Annotated in this window: 17 protein-coding genes and 1 pseudogene; 7 read left to right on the top strand and 11 right to left on the bottom strand. The window is 68.8% G+C overall.

The window, feature by feature from the left end; genetic code table 11:
- Positions 1–236: 236 nt before the first annotated feature.
- From ACFYUV_RS38480 to ACFYUV_RS38470, 3 genes are all read right to left on the bottom strand, one after another.
- A complete protein-coding gene (locus ACFYUV_RS38480; protein WP_387677916.1) occupies positions 237–599 on the bottom strand; it encodes an Rv3654c family TadE-like protein in 363 nt (120 codons plus the stop codon).
- Positions 600–826: 227 nt separating this feature from the next.
- Complete coding sequence (locus ACFYUV_RS38475) at positions 827–1,207, bottom strand: TadE family type IV pilus minor pilin (RefSeq protein ID WP_387677914.1); 381 nt, start codon at positions 1,205–1,207, stop codon at positions 827–829.
- Positions 1,204–1,341 carry a DUF4244 domain-containing protein gene (locus tag ACFYUV_RS38470; protein ID WP_387651699.1) on the bottom strand — a complete coding sequence of 46 codons (138 nt, stop codon included), beginning with the start codon at positions 1,339–1,341 and terminating at the stop codon, positions 1,204–1,206. The genes ACFYUV_RS38475 and ACFYUV_RS38470 overlap by 4 nt, the downstream gene beginning before the upstream one ends.
- Before the next feature lie 91 nt (positions 1,342–1,432).
- Here ACFYUV_RS38470 and ACFYUV_RS38465 point away from each other — a divergent pair, with 91 nt between their 5' ends.
- Positions 1,433–1,555 carry a hypothetical protein gene (locus tag ACFYUV_RS38465; RefSeq protein WP_387677911.1) on the top strand — a complete coding sequence of 41 codons (123 nt, stop codon included), beginning with the start codon at positions 1,433–1,435 and terminating at the stop codon, positions 1,553–1,555.
- A 195-nt stretch (positions 1,556–1,750) separates the two neighbouring features.
- Here ACFYUV_RS38465 and ACFYUV_RS38460 read toward each other — a convergent pair whose 3' ends face one another.
- From ACFYUV_RS38460 to ACFYUV_RS38450, 3 genes are all read right to left on the bottom strand, one after another.
- Positions 1,751–2,539: a type II secretion system F family protein gene (locus ACFYUV_RS38460; protein ID WP_387677908.1), complete on the bottom strand. Its 789-nt coding sequence runs from the start codon at positions 2,537–2,539 to the stop codon at positions 1,751–1,753.
- A 320-nt stretch (positions 2,540–2,859) separates the two neighbouring features.
- The gene (locus ACFYUV_RS38455) at positions 2,860–3,573 is read right to left on the bottom strand and encodes a type II secretion system F family protein (RefSeq protein ID WP_387677905.1); all 714 of its coding nucleotides are present in this window, start codon (positions 3,571–3,573) and stop codon (positions 2,860–2,862) included.
- 13 nt (positions 3,574–3,586) lie between these two features.
- A complete protein-coding gene (locus tag ACFYUV_RS38450; protein WP_387677903.1) occupies positions 3,587–3,847 on the bottom strand; it encodes a hypothetical protein in 261 nt (86 codons plus the stop codon).
- A gap of 157 nt (positions 3,848–4,004) precedes the next feature.
- Between ACFYUV_RS38450 and ACFYUV_RS38445 the strand changes: the two genes are divergently transcribed.
- Genes ACFYUV_RS38445 through ACFYUV_RS38435 form a run of 3 tightly spaced genes read left to right on the top strand, consistent with a single transcriptional unit; the run spans position 4,005 to position 5,887 of the window.
- Entirely contained in the window at positions 4,005–4,295 is a 291-nt protein-coding gene (locus ACFYUV_RS38445; protein ID WP_387677900.1) for a hypothetical protein, read from the top strand.
- Between the two features lie 3 nt (positions 4,296–4,298).
- Positions 4,299–4,895 carry an RNA polymerase sigma factor gene (locus tag ACFYUV_RS38440; RefSeq protein ID WP_387677897.1) on the top strand — a complete coding sequence of 199 codons (597 nt, stop codon included), beginning with the start codon at positions 4,299–4,301 and terminating at the stop codon, positions 4,893–4,895.
- On the top strand, positions 4,895–5,887 hold the full coding sequence (locus ACFYUV_RS38435) for a hypothetical protein (RefSeq protein WP_387677894.1): 993 nt from the start codon (positions 4,895–4,897) through the stop codon (positions 5,885–5,887). The genes ACFYUV_RS38440 and ACFYUV_RS38435 overlap by 1 nt, the downstream gene beginning before the upstream one ends.
- 199 nt (positions 5,888–6,086) lie before the next feature.
- Here the strand turns inward: ACFYUV_RS38435 and ACFYUV_RS38430 are convergent, their stop codons facing one another.
- The 5 genes and pseudogenes from ACFYUV_RS38430 to ACFYUV_RS38410 form a co-directional block, all read right to left on the bottom strand.
- Positions 6,087–8,567 (bottom strand): tyrosine-type recombinase/integrase, encoded by a 2,481-nt coding sequence (locus ACFYUV_RS38430; RefSeq protein WP_387677892.1) that lies wholly within the window; start codon positions 8,565–8,567, stop codon positions 6,087–6,089.
- Positions 8,564–9,823: a tyrosine-type recombinase/integrase gene (locus ACFYUV_RS38425; protein ID WP_387677889.1), complete on the bottom strand. Its 1,260-nt coding sequence runs from the start codon at positions 9,821–9,823 to the stop codon at positions 8,564–8,566. Before ACFYUV_RS38425 ends, ACFYUV_RS38430 begins: the two co-directional genes overlap by 4 nt.
- 69 nt (positions 9,824–9,892) lie before the next feature.
- A pseudogene (locus ACFYUV_RS38420) lies at positions 9,893–10,774 on the bottom strand (TadA family conjugal transfer-associated ATPase); the annotation flags it as partial.
- A complete protein-coding gene (ssd, locus tag ACFYUV_RS38415) occupies positions 10,771–11,811 on the bottom strand; it encodes a septum site-determining protein Ssd (protein ID WP_387677886.1) in 1,041 nt (346 codons plus the stop codon). The gene ssd and the pseudogene ACFYUV_RS38420, both read right to left, overlap by 4 nt.
- Positions 11,812–12,544: 733 nt before the next feature.
- Positions 12,545–13,324 carry an oxidoreductase gene (locus ACFYUV_RS38410; RefSeq protein ID WP_358290459.1) on the bottom strand — a complete coding sequence of 260 codons (780 nt, stop codon included), beginning with the start codon at positions 13,322–13,324 and terminating at the stop codon, positions 12,545–12,547.
- 371 nt (positions 13,325–13,695) lie between these two features.
- On the opposite strand from ACFYUV_RS38410, the gene acs reads away from it, so the two are divergent.
- The 3 genes from acs (at position 13,696) to ACFYUV_RS38395 (ending at position 17,203) form a co-directional block, all read left to right on the top strand.
- Positions 13,696–15,669, top strand: a complete 1,974-nt coding sequence (acs, locus tag ACFYUV_RS38405) for an acetate--CoA ligase (protein WP_387677883.1) — start codon at positions 13,696–13,698, stop codon at positions 15,667–15,669.
- A 186-nt stretch (positions 15,670–15,855) separates the two neighbouring features.
- Positions 15,856–16,296, top strand: a complete 441-nt coding sequence (locus tag ACFYUV_RS38400; RefSeq protein ID WP_352321392.1) for a phage holin family protein — start codon at positions 15,856–15,858, stop codon at positions 16,294–16,296.
- Entirely contained in the window at positions 16,286–17,203 is a 918-nt protein-coding gene (locus ACFYUV_RS38395; protein ID WP_387677880.1) for an alpha/beta fold hydrolase, read from the top strand. The genes ACFYUV_RS38400 and ACFYUV_RS38395 overlap by 11 nt, the downstream gene beginning before the upstream one ends.
- The last annotated feature ends 5 nt before the right edge of the window (positions 17,204–17,208 follow it).

Raw genomic sequence — 17,208 nt, 5'->3', positions numbered from 1 at the left:
CCGCCCCTTCTCCCGATCAGCGTGTCTGGCGCAACACCGTCAGTTTGGATCACGTCGAAGCGGGCGGCCACGGAGGCGGCACGCATGTGGGCCACGGCGCCGGCACGCGTTTCTCAGCCTGAGGAGCCGGTCGCCGGACTCGCGCGACACGCCCCCAGGCTTGCACGTGTCGCGGTCGGTCACGCGCCCCCAAGGCCCAGGACGGTGGCCTGACGGCCGACTGCTGCAAACAGTTGCTACCCAGGTGACATCGTGACCGGCCCCGCGCGAGACCTGCCCGTAAGAGTGTGTGCTCCGGCGATCGGCAAGGTGATCGACAGAGAGGTCCGGACATCCGCGATCTCTCCCGTGATCTCACAAGCCGCCAGCCGGACGCCGTTCCTTCTGGCCAACGCGGCCGCCCTGCCGCAAGCGCCCTCCGGATCGATGATCGCCGCTCTGGCCGCGGCCAGAGCGCTCAGATCGGCCGCGCTGTCGACCCGATGGCGAGCCACCCGAACCGCCCCCACGGAGGCCAACCCTCCGGCAACCGCCATCAGGAGCCCCATGAGGGCCACTCCCCATAAGGTCGCCGACCCTCGTTCCTTGTGCTTGATCATCCTTGTCCTCGGAGTGATTGATCGGGGAAGCTCGTCACTTCGCCCAGCTTTGAGACGCTTCTGCGCCTCCCGCGCCGACGATCTCCGTGCCGCGTCGCGGAGTTGTTGTCTCTTCTGGTGGGTAGAAGACGCCGTAGGGGTTGGAGATTTCGCCCCCCGACTGCCAGGAGGACACGAGGGCTCATGTCCTCCTGGCAGATCTCATTTCGGCGAGTACGTGCGTGACGTCATGGTTCTGTGGCGGCTGTCGCCGAGGCCGACACGGGGACGGCCGGTAGCGAAACGCCCCAAGCTGGTCGTACATCTACTGCGATCTCTACGTGGGTGAATTCTGCGTCGCGGGTGATCTCTACGTGTGCGTCTGGGCGAGTGGCCGAGCGGGCGAGCTCGCGGACCTGGTCCAGCGGCTCACCTCGGGCTGCGGCGCGCACTGCCGCTCGGGCTGCGTCTACACATTCCAGTTGGACGTTCACCGCTTGTATGGCCCAGAGCGCGGCTGCCAGGACGATCGTGAGCGCGGGCAGCATGGCGGCGGTCTCGGCCGTCACCGAGCCGCGTGATGCCGACCGTTGCCTGGTGGCGGCGTTCCGCGTCTGGTGGAGGGTCATCCGGTCATCTTGAGCGCTCGGTCTATGAGGGACTTCAGCATCTCCTGAACCTCTGGGCTGCTGACCACCTTGAACAGGAGCGCGGCGAAGGCGCAGGCCGCGATGGTGCCGACTGCGTATTCGGCTGTGGACATGCCGCGCTCTCTGTTCGCGACAGCGCAGGTGATCCACTTGCCCGGGTACCAACGTGAGCCCTGCCCGGTGGGTCCGCCCGAAGGTGCGGAGGTGGTCGAGGAAGCGCGGCTGGCTTCCGGCTCGGCGTTGGAGGAGTCGTCGGCTTCGAGGGGCGGCGCGGTGGTGGCCGGCTCGGTGCAGGCGGTGGGCAGGGGTGAAGTGGCGTACGCGTGAGCTGGAGTGGGGCTGAGGGTGCCTGGCATGGTGGCGGGACCTTGCATCGTGCCTCCAGGTGGTCGGAGCCGGGTCTTGTCCGGCGGGAGTCCAAGATTCGCCGAGAGGGCACAGCCGCCGTCAGGCCGAATGGCGTTCTGGGGATTGTCCAGTGGGGTCGGCTCTCAGGCTGTGGACAACGCCGCCGTCGGAACGTCACGGCAGGACGATCGTGGAGGCGAGGCCGGCGATCACCGGGATGATGCCCAGCAGGACGAAGGCCGGCAGGAAGCACAGGCCCAGCGGGGCGACCGCTTTCACGCCCACGGTCCGGGCGGCGGCGAGTGAGGCGGCTCTGGCGGTGTCTCTCGCGTCGTCGGCCAGGCGGGTCAGGACGTCCGCCAGCGGAGCGCCGGTCTGCGCGGCCCGGCTCATGGCTCTCGACAGCTGGCTCAGCGCCGGGTCCTTCGCCAGGGTTGCCCAGGTCGGCTCGGGGTCGGCGCCCAGGCGGAGTTGGCTGCCCACCCATGCCAGACGCTGACCGAGGGGGCCGCCGATCGTGGTCGCGGCCAGGTCGGTGGCGGCGGTCACCGGCTGTCCGGCGAGAAGGCAGGCGGTCATCAGGTCGGCGGCGAAGGGGAGATCGGCGGTGATCTGCTCGCGTTCCTGGCGGGACCGCTGGGGTTCCTTCCTGTGCAGCATCAGGGCGGTCACCGGGGTCAGCAGCAGGGCCACCGCGATTCCTGGGAGGCCGCCGACCAGGAGGGCGGTGATCACGCCGGTGATGGCGGCGGTGGTGACGGTTCTGCGGGTCGGGCGGCGGTGGTGGGAGTCCTTCTTGTCGAGCCAGTCGGGCTGGGCGGGGGTGTCCGTCGGAGAGATGGCGGGGCTCGACGGCGGGTCGGGTGAGGGCAGGAGGCGGGTGAGGCGGTCTACGGGGGTGCGTGGGGCCGACCACAAGAAGGCGGCGAGGGCTGCGCAGAAGGCGGACAGCAAGGGGAGCATCGGGCGGATCCAGTGGTTCGGGCGGACGTGATGAAGACGACTCCGCGGCGGGGATGAGGACGACTTCGACGGGCGAGGATGAGCACGACTCGGACGGGCGAGGATGAGCACGACTCGGACGGGCGAGGATGAGCACGACTCGGACGGGCGAGGATGAGCACGACTCAGGGAGGACGACTCGCCGGAACAAGGGCCCACAGGCTTCCCTGGAGTGCTGGCCTACGGGTCTCGCATGAGTGCGGAGCCACAGGACTCGCACGAATGCAGAGCCTCAGAACTCGCCGGAGCCCTGGCCTACAGGTGTTCGGGGGCGTGGCGGGTCAAGGTTGGGCCTTGGTGGCCATGCGGTGGGTCCACCACAGGCCGCAGACGTCGAGGGCGATGCCGGACAGGAGGCAGAGCAGGCCCGGCAAGGTGCCGAACAGGAAGCTCAGCGGGTGCATGTCGAGCGCTCCCGCCATGACCAGGCCGAGAACCGGCAGGGCCGCGAGCATCCGGGCAGTCGTACGGGGGCCGGCCAGTTGGGCGGCGACGTCCTGGCGGTGGGCCTGGGCGGCTCGGAGCGTGCCGCCGACTCGTTCGACCAGTGCGGACATGCCGGCGCCCACGGTGAGGCTGACGTCCCAGCAGGCCGCGAGCCGGCGGAGGCCCTCGCCGCCCTGAGCCGGCGCCGCCGCCGTGAGGGCTGCGGAGACGTCGCCGCCGTCTCGTGCGGCGGCCAGGGCTGGGCGCAGGGCTTCGGGGTCGGGGAAGTCGACTGCCGCGATGGCTCGGGTCAGGGCTTCACCGGGGGTGCGGCCCGCGGCGAGCTCGGCCGAGAGCGACTGGCACAGCTCTATGGAGGCCCGGCGCCAGGAGTCGGCGCGGCGGGCAGGGCCGGGGCGGGTGAGGGTGGCCCGCAGGAGGTGCTGCCAAGGGAGACGGCGATGGCGAGCGGCCAGGAGCGCGTGCAGGCGGAGGGCGGGCGTGGCGGGGCCGGTCCACAGCCAGATGGCACAGGCTGTGGACAGCGCTGAGACGATCGCGGCGGTCATCGTCCGGGGGCCTTCATGATGTCCTGCGCAACAGGGATTCGTAGCCGGGGCCGGTGTGGGCGGAGCCGTTCGGGGCGAAGGTGAGGGCGGGGAGCGACTCGACGAGGCCGGCCGGGGTTCTGGAGAGCAGGCAGATCTCGGCGACGCGCCTTCGGCCGTCGCTGCGGGTGCGGGTCAGGTGGACGACCACGTCGAGGGCAGCGGCCAGCTGGCTGTGCACGGCCTCCCTGGTCAGGCCCGCCGCGCAGCCGAGGGCTTCCAGGCGGGGTGGCACGTCGGCGGCGGCGTTGGCGTGCAGCGTGCCTTCTCTGAACTAGTGATGGATCACATGATCGACGATGCGAGCCCTTTAGGGGCCCGCAGAGGACCTCGTTCCCCAAGGGGGAGCTCTCGACCTAAACGCTTCTCCCCGCTCGAACGAGTTAGGAGGCATGAAGGACAAATACATTCCCGCCGACATGCTCGAATGGTCGGCCGCGGTGCTGCCGCATCTGATTTCGTGGGAGTCGGCTGGCGTGATGCTGATCGCGCTTGTGGTCGGCGGCATCTTCCGTCTGCTTGCCGAGTGGCAGCGGCGTCTCACCCTGGTGGCTCTCGTGGAGCGGGCACCCGGTGGGACCGTGGTTGTGCAGGAGCGAGGCCTGGGAGGCCCGGCGATGTGGGTTCAGGTAGGTCACGGGCCAAGAGCGATCAGCCCGCCGCAGCTTCCGCCGGGCAGGTGAGCGATGGCACGGATTTCCGCAGAAGATCAAGCTGGGGTGGCCCAGCTGTTCTTCGAGGAAGCGGAAGACCTGATGATCGTCGCGCGTCGCGCATGCCATGGCGATGAGCGCGCGGCCGAGGACGTTCTGCAGGAGACGTTCCATGATGCGGCGCTGAACTGGCCGAAGATGAAGACCTGGTCGCAAGATCGAATGCGTGCCTGGCTCCGTCGCGTTGTGAAGAACAAGGCGATCGATCGCTATCGCGCTGAGCGCCGGGTCAAACTTTTCGGAGATGAACTCGATGATCAGCAGGTCGCGGATCAGGGGCGAAGCCCGGAGGACGTTGCCCTGTCCAAGATTGCTCTTGATCGGTGCCTTGAGGTGATCGGAACGTTCACCCTCGCGCAGCGGCAGGTGGCCTATCTGGTCTGGGTTGAAGGATGGGAGACCAAACGAGTTGCCGAGTACCTCGGGATCGATCCGGGAACGGTGCGCGTCCACCTGAGGAACGTCCGCGTCAGACTGGAGGAGGAAGTGGGCGAGGAGTTCCGAAGCACCGGCATTTTGGACAAACTAGACAAAGGTGACGAGGGTGGCAAGCCTGGGAAGGAGGCGTGATGAACTCGGAGTTCGATGACGTGAGGGACGAGGATGCCCCCATCCCCCGGGCGGTCTATCGGCAGCTGGATGACCACCTCGGCGAGCACGAAGAGCCTTATGACGTCCAAGCAGGTCTTGGACGTCTGATGCAGTGGATGCAGGAGGAGTCGGAGCAGGAATCGGTCGTCGACCTCTCCAAGGAGACAGTGACGACCACGGACGATCGTGGGGCGGCGGCGGTCGAGGCGGCCAAGGACGCCAGCGCGGCGCAGATCCAAGCGGAGCGGATCGAAGCGGATGCGCGGCTCAGAGCGGCGCGGATCGAAAGAGATGCGCTGCTAAGAGCGGAGCGGATCGAAAGAGATACGCAGGTCGAATCGCATCGGCTCAATTTCCTCAGCCGTCAGATCAAATCCAGGACAACGGGCCGTCTGATCGTCGCTCTGACGCTGATGATCAGTGCACTGGGGTTCGTTCTTGGACTGGTCTGGTATCAAGATGTTCTGACGATGAACGTCATGATCGCGGCGGTGGCCATCAACGCGATGATGACTTTGGGGATCGTCCACGTCAGCCGCTCGGCTGATCGAGCCGCAACGGCTGAATTCGGCCTGGCCATATCCAAGAATGACAAGGAGGGATTGCGGCAGCCTGCTGGGCCACCACGGATCGCAAAACGAGTAGGTGTGATATCAGAAACGGGAAGCTTCCGTTGGGCACTGCGTCTGCCTGCGCCAGCCGTGGCGCTCGCGTTCGTGGCCTTCGGGGCAGTGGCCATCATCAACCAGGCGTATGTCCCTGGGTTGATTATCTGGGGACTGCTGCTGACGGGCGCCGGCATGGTGCTGGTGCCAGCGGTCTGGTCATCAGATTCATCCCGACGGCAGAGCGCGCTCGATGTCCTGCAAGTGCTCTTGGGCAGGGTTGTCATCACGAGCGAGACCACGTCTCCCGAGCTTGAGAGCAAGCAGGGGCCAACCGCGACCCGAGTGGATCGGCCGTGGGGGTGATCGTGGTCGGCGTTCGGCAACTTCTCTGAACTAGGGGGAGCGATACGGTGACCTTGGTCATGTTGCTCATGACCGGCGTGAATCTGGTCTAGCGCCTGCTCTCCGGCGGACCCGCTCCCTCTGCGAGGCGTCCTGTGGCGCCCACATCGCCGCCAAAGCTGCCAAGATCCTGAGGATCGCGACGACCGCCTCTTCTCGATCAAGGAGGGTGGGGCAACGCGGCGGTCCGGCCGACGATCTGGCGAAAACTCGGCATTCCGAGCTGGACGGTGGCGGCTTGGCGGGCGCGGTCGTCGAGGTGGGCGAGCTTGGCTTGGGCAGCGGCCAGGCTGACGCGCAGGCCTTCGGCCTCGCCCAGCCAGCCCTCGCGCTCGGCTTCGGTGATGCGCGCCAGGAGATTGCTGCGGATCTCCTCAAGCCGTGGTCGTTGGGCGGGGTCAACGCGGAGAAGAGGGCATCTGATGCAGCTGTGCTCGTGCTGGCAGCTGGTGCCGTAGGCGCGGCCGCAGTCGCCCAGGGCGACCTTGCGTCGTTCGAAGTGGCCGAGGAACTCATCCCATTCGGCGTCGGTGGGGACGCGGTATTCCTCGCTGGGGCGCAGGTTCCGGCGTCGGGCGATGAAGGCGCGGTGGCCGTTGATCGCCTCCTGGGGGTAGACCGCTTTGTAGCCCATCGTGGTGTTGATGTCCCTATGGCCCAGGATCATCTGGGCGATGTGGGGTGGCATGCCGTTGAGGATGGCTTCGGTGGTGAAGAGCCTGCGGAAGTCGTGGGGTTGGAACCGCAGTGGTTGGCCTTCGATGTCGGTCAGCCTAGCTTCGGCCAGGACCTCGTCGATTGCCTTGCGGATGGTGCCCCCGGAGATGGGGCGGTTCTGGCCGCCATGGCGCCACTGGAACAGCAGCGGCATCGGCGGGTTCCAGATCTTCTCGTTGTAGTCATAGGAGGGGACCAAAGGGATTGAGTCGTTGACGCCACGGACGCGGCAGACGATGGCGCTGAGAGCATCAGCGAGTTCGGGACTGACGACCAGGAGGCGTTCCTCGTCGGTTTTGGAGGGGGCGATCTGGAGAAGCGGGATGAGCTCGCCGGAGTCGGGCAGGATGTATTGGGTGATGCTGTGGTGGCTGGTCTCCAGCATCTCCTCCAGCCGTGCTCCGGTGTGTCGGAAGAACTCGATGGCGGCCCAGGCCCAGAAGGCGCGATGCTCGGCCAGGCCCAGGTCACCGCGTCGTCCGTCGGTGGTGAAGACGTGGTGGGATCTGTCGACGGTTTCCTTGCTTTGGTGGGCGTTGATGAAGGTCTCGCCCAGGACAGTGAATGGCTGGCCGAACTGCGCTGCGCGGGCGGCTTCGAGCCTGAGGCGAGCGTTGTTGAGATGGGTCTCGGCCGCGCGGACGAGGTCTGGAAGGGCAGGGAGCCGTTCTCGCGTCCGCTGGTCCATGCGTGCCTTGCGCCGGCTCCGGAACTTCTTGTGGTCGGCTTCGTTGGCTTTGATCGGGCAGGGCACCGCCCAGGGCGCCCATCGGGCGTCCTCCAGCGCCCATTGGGCGATGTCGAGGTAGAACGCGCGGATGCCCTTCATGATGTCGGGGTAGTTGCGGCGCGGACTCTTGGATTCGACCATGGTGCCGTCGAGCTGCTTGGTGCGGGTGGTCTTGGTCTTGATGCGTTCCTTCCACGCGGCGGTGACCTTCGCGTCCAAGCGCAGTGAACTGATCCCTGGATGGTGGATCTCCAGGTCCTTCCAAAAGCGTCCCGCCAGTATGAGAGAAATGGACCGCAGGCTGGTGTAGTCGAGTGCGGGTTGCCGTTCGGTCAGGTAGTCGACGAGCAGGTCGCGGACTGGGCGGCACTGGATGTCGTAGCGGTCGACGAGCTGGGCGGGAGTGAGTTGACCGCCGTACTTGGTCAGAAACCGCAGGGTGACAGGGGCGTCGTCGGGGAAGATTCCGGCATCTCTCAGCCAGGTGTAGAAGAGAGTCCGAGCGTGCCCGCCGTTCCTCAGCATCTCCGCTTCATGCACTCTGATCTGGAGGCAATCACCAACGGTGATGTCGGTGACGTTGCCGCCCTTGGCGACCAGCAGCATCGCGATCTGCTGTCGGGTCAGCCGACCCAGCCGTGACGACCAGACCGCCGGATCAGTGTTCGCTTGCAGCAGCGCGAACCCGGCGGGATCCCGATGGGCGGAAACCGCTTCGCGCCAGTGACCGGAGCGGAAACGGCCAACCAGCCAGCCCAGATCGGGGCGGATGATATCGGCGCAGAACAGAGCGATCAGGCCGCTGCTCAGCGCCTGCCGCGCAGGTGTCTCCCCGACAGAAGTGAGCCAGGACTCCGCGAGCTCGACCCCTTGAGGGGCCAGGTCATGGGCGCCGCTGGCCTGCCAGCGCTCCTGCCAGGACGCGCCGGGGAAGGTCTCCAGCCATCGCAGCAACTTGACCGCTCCGCGATATCTGGCTGCGTGCGCGCCTTCGACCGCAGCACGAAGTGGAGGTTCTTTGAGACGGGCCAGGACCTGTTCGCGGCTTGCCAAGCTGGCCGGCCATGAAACTGGCACTGGACGGTCGGGAAACCGGGCTCGCAGCTCTTTGACGGCGCCGTTGTTGAGGCCGGCGAGCACGCGCTGCTGGATCCTGTTGGCCCGGGCCGTGGCGGACTCGGTCTGAACCGTCACTTTTGGCCTCCGAACAGGATGTTGAGTGAGTTGGGGTTGTAGCCGGGAGCGGGAGGGGGCACCGCGCGTTCAGAGCCGCCGCTGCGGGCGTGATGCGCGAGAACGCGAGCGATCACTTCGTCCTGATCCGGGGTGGTATAGAGCTGTGTCGTGGTCAGGTGGGCGTGGCCGAGGATCTGCTGCACGTCGGTCAAGGGCATCTCCGGGTCCTGTGCCATGCGCCAGGCAGCTGTGTGGCGGAGATCGTGCAGTGTCCAGTTCGAGCCGAGCAGCTCTTGTGCGCGGCGGAACATGGCTCTGGCGCTGGGATAGGTCAGTGGCCGGAACGGCCGCCGTAGCGTGAACCACAGCGGTTGGCGGCGTCCGCGAGGAGCTCCTCGTTTCCAGATTTCCTCTTGATAGAGCCGCAGCCAGACGAACGCGTCCGGAGAGGCCGGTATCTGTTGGTCCGCGCGGGTGCCCTTGCGGGTCACCGAGAGGAGCTGTTCGCCCGGGTCCACGTCGTCCTGGAGGGAGTCCAGCAGTTCCTCGGCGCGGGCGCCGGTGGAGACCCAGAACGCCAGCAGGGCGCGATCTCGGTGATAGTTCAGGCCGGCGAAGAGCTGGTTGAACTGGTCATCGGGGATCCGCTTGGGGATGCGCTTGGGCACGGTGGGCCGGTAGCGGCCCTTCCGCTCGTTCTTGAACGGCTCCATCGGGTTGCGGTGGGCGTTGGCCCTGCTCATCCGCCGCGAGCGATCTAACGGAAACGGGTTGACGATGGGTCCTCGGCCGCTCTCCAGGTGGAAATCGTAGAAGCTGCGCAGGGTTGTCTCCGCATGCGCCCTGGTTGACGGTGCGTACTTGCGGCCCGGACTTGCCTTACCCGTCACCGAATTCACCAGACCGGCCGTCCTGGCCGCGGGCGCCGGCGACCCCCCGTCCTTGTATCGCCAATGCGGGCGGGCTGGCTTGTCGGCGATCTTCATCCACCTGGCGAAGTCTCGGCCCTCGATCGTCGTGGCCTGATTCCACAGCACGTCGACTGCGGCCAGCCACCGCCACCACAGCAAGAGATCGTTCCCGTACGACCTCAGGGTCGCGACCGACCGATCCGCCGCCTGAAGATCCGCCAGAAACGCCGCCACCGGATCCACCACCGCACCGTCGCCATCCAGCAACCGATACGGCTCCCACGGGTCACCGGTCTCGACCAGCCGTCCAATACCAAGCACGACCAGCTTCGCCAGATCCCGGCCACCACTGCCCTCAATCACGAGCCGGGACGCTAACAGGAAACTTCAGACTATGTCTCTGAACTGCGAAAACTCATGATTTAGTTCAGTTAATAGGGCGCAGCCGCCCTCGTGGCCGGTGTTCAGGGCGGCGAGCAGGTCGACGACCTCCGCTCCCCTGACCTCGCCCACCACGAGCCGGTCGGGACGCATGCGCAGCGCCTGGCGCACCAGATCGCGCAGCCCCACCCCGCCCGCTCCTTCGAGGTTGGCCGGGCGGGTCTCCAGGCGGACCACGTGGGGGTGCAGAGGGCGTAGCTCGGCGGAGTCCTCCACCAGCAGGAGGCGTTCGGCCGGGTCGGCCTGGGACAGGAGGGCCGACAGGAGCGTGGTCTTGCCCGTGCCGGTGCCTCCCGTGACGAGGAAGGCGAGGCGGGCGTCGACCATCGCCGTCAGCACCGTGACGGCCGCCGGGGCGATCGTGCCGGCCGACACCAGGTCGGACAGGGTGAAGGTGCGGCGCGGCGGCAGGCGCAGCGACACGCAGGTGCCACCGGACGCGATCGGCGGCAGGACGGCGTGCAGCCGGACGCCGCCGGCCAGCCGCGCGTCCACATGAGGCGATGCGTCGTCGAGCCGTCGGCCGGCGGCGGCCGCGAGGCGCTGGGCCAGCCTGCGGACCGCTCCGTCGTCGGTGAAGGTGACGGAGGTGCGGCGCAGGCCGCCGCCGTCGTCGATCCACACCTCGCGTGGGCCGTTGACCAGGACGTCGGTGACGTCGGGACGGGCCAGGAGCGGCTCCAGCGGGCCGGCGCCGATCAGGTCGGCGCACAGGGCGCGGGCCACCGCCAGGATCTCGGCGTCTCCGTAGACCGAGCGTTCGGCCCGGAGCGCCACGGCCACCTGGGCCGCCGTCGGCTCCACGCCGGCGCGCGCCAGCCGGACGCGGACGGCCTCCACGAGCTCCGGCGAGACCTCCTCGGCGGCGCTCATGCCGGAAGCAGGTCGCGGAGGAGGGCGGCGCAGAGGGTGCCCAGAACCGTGCGCGGGCCGAGCCTGGGCAGCTCGCCGCGGTTGAGGGTGGCGGTGAGCCTCGGATGGTCGAGCAGGTGAGCGGCGACGGGGATGCCGAGGGACGCCGCGGCCGTCTCCTCGTCGAGGACGCCGGGACGGAGCACGGCCCGCACATCGGAGGTGTGTTTGCGCAGCTCGCCCAGGACCTGGACGGTGGACAGGAGGCCGCGCAGGTCTGCCGTGGTGACCGTCAGGGTCGTGGTCGCCCTGGTGAGGGCTTCCACGGCGGCCGGATCGAGATGGCGCGGCAGGTCGACGACGATCAGGTCGAAGCCGCGCCGGCCCGCTTCCAGGACCGAACGCATGGCCTGGGGCGGGATGGCGGCCACCTCGCCACGGTGGAAGGACAGGACGGCGAGGTCGCCGAACGACGGGAGCGCCGCCTGCAGGGCGCTGGAGCTGATCCTTCCCTCCCTCGCCACGAGGTCGCCCCAGCGGGCGCCCGCCGACTCCTCGTGGCCGAGCAGCGCGTCGATGCCGCCGCCCAGCGGGTCGGCGTCGATCAGCAGCGTACGGAGGCGGTCGCCCGAGGCGCGCAAGGCCAGGCAGGCAGCGACCACGCTCGCGCCCGCCCCACCGTGGCCGCCGATCACGCAGGTCACCGCGCCGGACCGGGGCTCGGGCTCCATGGCGTCGGCGAAGCGTTCCACGAGGTGGCGTTCGTCGCCCGGGAGGCGTACGACGGCCTGGGCGCCCACCGCCACGCACTTTCGCCACGTGTCGGGGTCGTCGGGGGCGCGGGTCACCAGGAGCACCTGGTCGCGGGCGGGCGGCGAGGTGGCGGAGAGGGCGTCGGCCTGGTCGGGGCCGACGGCGACCATGGGGGCGAGGTTCCAGTAAGGGCGGGCGCCGGCGGGGGTGTGGGCCACGTCGAGCTGGGCGCCGGCGGCGGCCGCGATGCGGACCAGGTCGTCGAGGAGGTCGTGGTCCTCGGTGATGACCAGGGGGCGGTGCACGGGGTCCTCCTCTTGCGGGGGCGTGGGAGGCCAACCCTGCCGAGGAGGACGGACGTCGCGAGAGGGCGAACGGGATTCTGGGGACGGCGGCGCGGAGGCGCGGGCCGCCTGTGGACAACCGGTGAGCCCAGCACGTCCTGGGGCGGAAAAAGGGCGACCCCCGCCGGGGGGGAGAGCGGGGGTCGCCTGATCGGTCCGGCTCCGGGGGGGTAGAGCCGGTCCCGTTTCAGAAGAAAGCTTTCATCACTTCACCGGAGCATGGCAAGAGACTTGCAAAGCAATCCCTCACACAGCCGCTCCAGTTTCGGGCGATACCACCGTATGCTGCCCGATCCACTCGAGTTTCGTCGAGCAGTAATCTGGCATTTTCGCCAAGTTTTTTCGCCACCCCATAACAATCACGTAAAGGCGATCACTGTCCGTAATCGTCACAGGTAGATAACGGGTTGGCGTTCGCGGGCGCCGCAACGGGACCCTCCCGGCCGCTCCACGGCTCGGTAAAGGTCTTGCTCCAAGGGGTTCCCATCAGGGGGAGTCCGACGTAGAAAGGTGTTACGGACCACTTGTCCGGGTGCATCAGCCGGGCACCCACGTGCGACCAGCCGCGGGAGGCGCGTCGTGGCGGGCTTGACCCGCTCCGACGGATTGAGGTGCACGCTTGGTAACCCGGTGTGATGCACGGGCGGACGGCGTCTCGGACGAGACGCCGTCAGCTATGTGACCAGCCCGTCCGTCAGCCCCGCTGCATCGCTTCGCAGATCGCGGTCGTCTCCCGCACCCCCAGGCTTACCGCCGAGGCACAGTGTTGTACCCACTGGCCGACGCCCTCCGGAGTCCCGGTCAGGTACGCCCGCAGTGCCTCCGCGTACGGCAGCTCCAGGTGCCCGATCTCCACCACGACCAGCGATTTCGGGTCGAGCCCGTACTCGACCAGGGTCAGCCGCTCCGCGGAGCGCGCCACGACGCCGTCGCACGTACCGAACGGACGCAGCACCGCCAGCTCGGCGTGCACCACGGCGGCCAGCACGATCGCGGGCGCCTTGCCCGCGCCCTCCAGCAGCCGGAGCAGGGCCTCCATCCGCGTCGCGGTCTCCGCGGCCCCCGGCGCGGGGCCGAGCCCGAGCGGGTCGGGGGCGGAGTCGTCCGTGCGGGGACGCCCCAATGCGGGCTGGTCGGCGAGCCCCGCGGCGGCGACGGTGTGCAGGCGGGCCAGCACCTGCCTCGGTGCCTTCCGCCAGGTGGCGCCGAGCCGGCCCATCTCCGCGGACGCCCTCAGCGCCCCCTGGACCAGCGGGTCGTGCACCTCGTCGCGGCGCAGCGCGTCCAGCGGCACGTCGGCGCCCTCGATCGCGGCCGAGGCCCGCGCGCCGCGCAGGGACGACTCGGTGGACACCGCCGGGCTCGCCCGGCGCAGGACGCGATGCCGATAGAGCCGGTCGACGGCCTGCCGCGCCTCGTCAACCGCCTCGGACACGCCTGGGAACCGCGCGATGACGGCCAATGGGTCACTCACGAAAACCGACCTTACCGGCGGGTACACCATGCCCCGCCAGGGACCACACCCCCCGCCGCAAAAGGCACCACGCCGTGCCCCGCCACGGACCACGACCACCGCCATATGAGGCGCCACGCAGCCCCCGCCATGGACCGGACCGCCGCCGGATTAGGCGCTACGGCGACCCCCGCTTTTTCCCGCCACGCCGAACCGCATATTCTCCTGATTTCAGGATGACAACAGTTCAATTGCGTTTGTCATGCGAGCTGATAATCATGCGGCCACCCACGCGAATCGGTACAGACCTGTCTAGACCTCTTGTGTGGGGAGGCCGTGAGCTGGTGAAGTGGGACCCGACCTATCCCACCTGGCCATAGAAGGAGCACGAAGTGGCCCCGGAGACCCCTGGCAACGAGACCCAGGCGCTGTCCAACCTGCTGCAGGAGAATCGCCGGTTCGCACCACCGGCTGAGCTGGCCGCGGCCGCGAACGTGACCGCCGCCGCCTACGCCGAGGCCGACGCCGACCGTCTCGCCTTCTGGGAGCGCGCGGCCGAGCGGCTGACCTGGGCCAGGCGGTGGGACACGACGCTGGAGTGGAACGCGCCGTTCGCCAAGTGGTTCGTCGGCGGCGAGCTCAACGTCGCCTACAACTGCGTCGACCGGCACGTCGAGGAGGGACGCGGCGACAAGGTCGCCTACCACTGGGAGGGCGAGCCCGAGGGCGACAGCCGCACGCTCACCTACAACGACCTCAAGACCGAGGTCAGCAAGGCCGCCAACGCCCTGCAGGAGCTCGGCGTGGGCAAGGGCGACCGGGTGGCCATCTACATGCCGATGATCCCCGAGCTGCCGATCGCGATGCTGGCCTGCGCCCGCATCGGCGCGATCCACTCGGTGGTGTTCGGCGGCTTCTCCGCCGGCGCGCTCAAGAGCCGCATCGACGACGCCGACGCCAAGCTCGTGATCACGGCCGACGGCGGCTACCGCCGCGGCAAGCCGAGCGCACTCAAGCCCACCGTGGACGAGGCCGTCGCCGAGTGCCCGCAGGTGGAGAACGTGCTCGTCGTACGGCGTACCGGCCAGGACGTCGCGGTGGGCGAGAAGGACGTGTGGTGGCACGACCTGGTCGAGCGCCAGAGCGACCAGCACACCGCCGAGCCCCACGACGCCGAGGACCCGCTGTACATCCTCTACACCAGCGGCACCACCGGTAAGCCCAAGGGCATCCTGCACACGACCGGCGGCTACCTCACCCAGACGGCCTATACGCACCACGCGGTCTTCGACCTCAAGCCCGAGACCGACATCTACTGGTGCACGGCCGACATCGGCTGGGTCACCGGCCACTCCTACATCGTCTACGGCCCCCTCGCCAACGGCGCGACCAGCGTCATCTACGAGGGCACCCCGGACACCCCGCACCGCGGCCGGTTCTGGGAGATCGTGCAGAAGTACAAGGTCACGATCCTCTACACCGCCCCCACGGCGATCCGGACGTTCATGAAGTGGGGCGACGACATCCCCGCCAAGTTCGACATGTCCAGCCTGCGCGTCCTGGGCTCGGTCGGCGAGCCGATCAACCCCGAGGCCTACGTCTGGTACCGGGAGAACATCGGCCACGACCGCTGCCCGGTCGTGGACACCTGGTGGCAGACGGAGACCGGCGCGATCATGATCAGCCCGCTGCCGGGCGTCACCTCGGCCAAGCCGGGCGCGGCGATGCGCCCGCTGCCGGGCATCAACGCCGACGTGGTCGACGACCAGGGCAACAGCGTGCCCAACGGCGGCGGCGGCTTCCTGGTGGTGCGCGAGCCGTGGCCCTCCATGCTGCGCACGATCTGGGGCGACGACCAGCGCTACATCGACACGTACTGGTCGCGCTTCGAGGGCATGTACTTCCCCGGCGACGGCGCGAAGAAGGACGAGGACGGCGACCTGTGGCTGCTCGGCCGCGTCGACGACGTCATGCTCGTCTCCGGCCACAACATCTCCACCACCGAGGTGGAGAGCGCGCTGGTCAGCCACCCCAAGGTCGCCGAGGCGGCCGTGGTCGGCGCCACCGACCCGGTGACCGGCCAGGCCATCGTGTCGTTCGTGATCCTGCGCGGCAGCGCCGAGGAGAGCGACGACATCGCCGCCGAGCTGCGTGACCACGTGGCCAGGACGCTGGGCCCGATCGCCAAGCCGCGGCAGATCCTGGTCGTGCCCGAGCTGCCGAAGACCCGCTCCGGCAAGATCATGCGCCGCCTCCTGCGCGACGTGGCCGAGAACCGCAGCATCGGCGACGTCACCACGCTGGCCGACAGCACGGTGATGAACCTCATCTCCGAGAAGCTGCCCGCGGCCAAGTCCGAGGACTGATCAGGCCGCAAGTCAGCTGAGGCGCATGCCCGAACCGGGCATGCGCCTCAGCTGTCTCCACCGGACGGCGTTATCGTGGGCGATCGGGTAGTTCTGTGAGTAGCAGCGTCCTCGGCGTGTTCGGTGGCGCCCAGCCGTCCGTACGGGATGTTTGACACGGCCACCAGGCCTCGATAGGAGACGTTCATGCCGCAGACTCCCGAGGAAGAATCCCTGGGCTCGCTGGTCGCCCAGGCCAGCAGCCATATCTCCGACCTCGTCCGCTCCGAGATCGAGCTGGCCAAGGCCGAGTTCAAGTTCGACGCCAAGCGGGTGGGCATGGCCGCGGGCCTGTTCGCCGCCGCCGCGTTCATGGCGCACCTGTGCCTGATCCTGGCCTCGTTCACCATCGCGTACGTGCTGGCCCAGTGGCTGCCCAACTGGCTGGCCTTCCTCATCGTGACCGTCTTCTACCTGGTGGCCGCGGGCCTGCTGGTGCTGGTCGGCGTGCGCAGGCTGAAGGGTCTGGCCGGGATGAAGCGCACCGCCAGGTCGATCAAGGGCCTCAAGGAGATCGCGACGCCGGAGGAGCAGCCGCTTCCCGTGCCCAGCCCCGAGGGCCAGCCGGTGAGTCGTGATGGCACCTGACGAGTCGGTCGTCCAGATCGACGGCCCGTGGACACACCGGGCCGTGCACGCCGGCGGCACCCGCTTCCACGTCGTGGAGGCCGGTGAGGGGCCGCTGGTCCTGCTGCTGCACGGGTTCCCGCAGTTCTGGTGGACCTGGCGCAACCAGCTCACCTCCCTCGCCCGGGCCGGTTTCCGGGCGGTCGCCGCCGACCTGCGCGGCTACGGCGGCAGCGACAAGCCGCCGCGCGGCTACGACCTGCCCACCCTGGCCGCCGACGCCACCGGGCTGATCCGCGCGCTGGGCGAGACCGGCGCGGTCGTCGTCGGGCACGACTGGGGCGGCCTGCTGGCCTGGACGATGGCCGTGCTCGACCCCAAGTGCGTGCGCCGGCTGGTCGTGGTCTCGGCGCCGCACCCGCTGCGGCTGCGCAACGCGCTGGTGACCGACTTCGCCCAGGTCAGGGCCGGCCGGCACGCGCTCGGCTACCAGCTCCCGCTGCTGCCCGAACGCCGGCTCACCCGGCACGACGCCGCCCTGGTCGGCCGGATCCTGGCGGGCTGGTCGGCGCCCGGCTGGCCCGACGCCGAGACCGCGCGCACCTACCGGGAGGCGTTCCGGATCCCCGCCGTGGCCCACTCGGCGCTGGAGTACCACCGCTGGTTCGGCCGTTCCCAGCTCCGGCCCGACGGCCGCCGCTACGCCAGGGTCATGCGTACCGAGATCGAGGCGCCGACGCTGCACCTGCACGGCGCGCTCGACCCGTGCGTGCTGCCCCGCACCGCCCAGGGCTCCAGCCGGTACGTCGCCGCCCCCTACCGCTGGCGGCTGTTCGAGGGCGCGGGCCATTTCCCCCACGAAGAGATCCCCGACGTGTTCGACACCGAGCTGCTCGGCTGGCTGGCCGACCCCGAGCCCGACCGATAGGAAGC

This window comes from Nonomuraea sp. NPDC003560 (assembly GCF_042878785.1).
Lineage (GTDB): Bacteria > Actinomycetota > Actinomycetes > Streptosporangiales > Streptosporangiaceae > Nonomuraea.
Note: the sequence above shows the minus strand (reverse complement) of the source record. Positions and strands in the feature narration are given on the sequence as shown.